We start from the raw sequence: 1,491 nt of genomic DNA on the forward strand, positions 1-1,491 counted from the left end.
CTGTTGCCGCGCGCGAACAGGTCGGGCGCGATGGCGAGGTAGCCCGAGGCGGCCAGCCAATCCACCTGCCCACGGCTCGCATCGGTCTGGCCCAGCGCGTCGTGGAGGACAACCACGCCCGGCCACGGCCCGTTCCCGTCCGGAATGCCGAGATAGGCTGGAATCGCGTTGCCACCGCCTGCGATCACGACCTCTGGCATGACGCTCTTCGCCGGTCGAAACAGCCCGTGAGGAGCGCTGCAATCATGACAGTGCCCAAACGAAGATGACGGCCGCGGTTGCGCCCAGCAGGCCGCGAACTGCGTGTCGCCGTCCCCAGGACCGCACCAGCGGGACGACCTGATCGCCCAGGTTGCCTGGTGTCAGCGCCGATAGCTCCCGGTTGACCGGCATCATCACCAGCAACGTGTAGGGCGCGATGGCAAGCAGGCATCCCGCACCAGCGAGCCACCGCACGTCACGTGTTAAAGCGTACGACACCACCGCCAGCACCGTCGACAGGACCGCGAGCGACAGCTGCATCGCCGTTCCGCGATGATAGCTTACTTGCCATTGCGCCCACAGCGCAGCCGGTTGCAACGCCAGGCGCGCAGGCTGCTCGACAATGTTGATGTAGGCGCAGGCAGCGGCAAAGCCGCTTGTCAGCATCAGGGTTATAAGTCCGACGATCAAGATTACCGCCTTTACGCTGATCTTGATCTTACAGCGTTTGAGGGCGGCTATAGGATGCAGTCAGAAGATGATGGGGATGGCTTTCGGTAAAGCCGATCCATGCTTGTGGAAGAGCACTGGCGACTGAGGTGGCCGGTGCCCATCCCAATTTGGGAAAGAGGCGCGACCGCTGCGCATTGAATAGCACCCTATTTCGCGCCGTCCGCATTGCCGCGACGCCGGCCTCGTACATGATCCACGAGCGCGCGCAGCTTGATCGGAAGGTGATGCCGACTGGGATAGAACAGGAAGAAGCCGGACAGCGGAGGGCAAAACGGTTCCAGGACTTCGCACAGCTCCCCGCTTCTCAGCCACGGCGCGAACGTTTCGGCCATGCCGATGGTCAGCCCGGCGCCGGCACAGGCCATCTTCACCATCAACGACATGTCGTTGGTCGTCATCGCGGGTTCAACGGCGACGATGAAGTCGCGCCCATCCTCGGTGAACTCCCAGCGGTAAGGCGCCGCCTCAACCGATGAACGCCAGCCGATGCAGCGGTGCCGCGTCAGGTCACGGGGGTGGAGCGGTGTTCCCGCCACCGCGAGAAAGGTGGGCGCGGCAACGACGATCTGGCGCTGCTCCGTGCTGACCGGCACCGCGATCATGTCGCGCTCGATCACCTCGCCCAACCGTACGCCGGCATCGAATCCGCCCGCGACAATATCGAACTCCGCATCGGTCACGACGATGTCGAGCCGGAGGCCCGGATGGCCGAGGAGGAACGACCCCAGCAGGTCGCCGGACAGGAAGCTTTCGGCGATGGACGACACGGCCAGGCGC

Annotated in this window: 3 protein-coding genes; all 3 read right to left on the reverse strand. The window is 64.5% G+C overall.

Annotation, left to right across the window (positions count from 1 at the left end; genetic code table 11):
• Positions 1-200: dienelactone hydrolase family protein (locus P7D22_RS23090; RefSeq protein ID WP_319936582.1), on the reverse strand; the 200-nt coding region annotated here is incomplete at its 3' end.
• A 43-nt stretch (positions 201-243) separates the two neighbouring features.
• A complete protein-coding gene (locus P7D22_RS23095; RefSeq protein WP_319936583.1) occupies positions 244-672 on the reverse strand; it encodes a DUF1772 domain-containing protein in 429 nt (142 codons plus the stop codon).
• A gap of 188 nt (positions 673-860) precedes the next feature.
• Positions 861-1,491 (reverse strand): LysR substrate-binding domain-containing protein (locus tag P7D22_RS23100; RefSeq protein ID WP_319936584.1); only part of this gene is annotated, 631 nt, incomplete at its 5' end.

It is taken from the genome of Lichenihabitans sp. Uapishka_5 (genome assembly GCF_033947565.1).
Taxonomy (GTDB): Bacteria; Pseudomonadota; Alphaproteobacteria; order Rhizobiales; family Beijerinckiaceae; genus Lichenihabitans.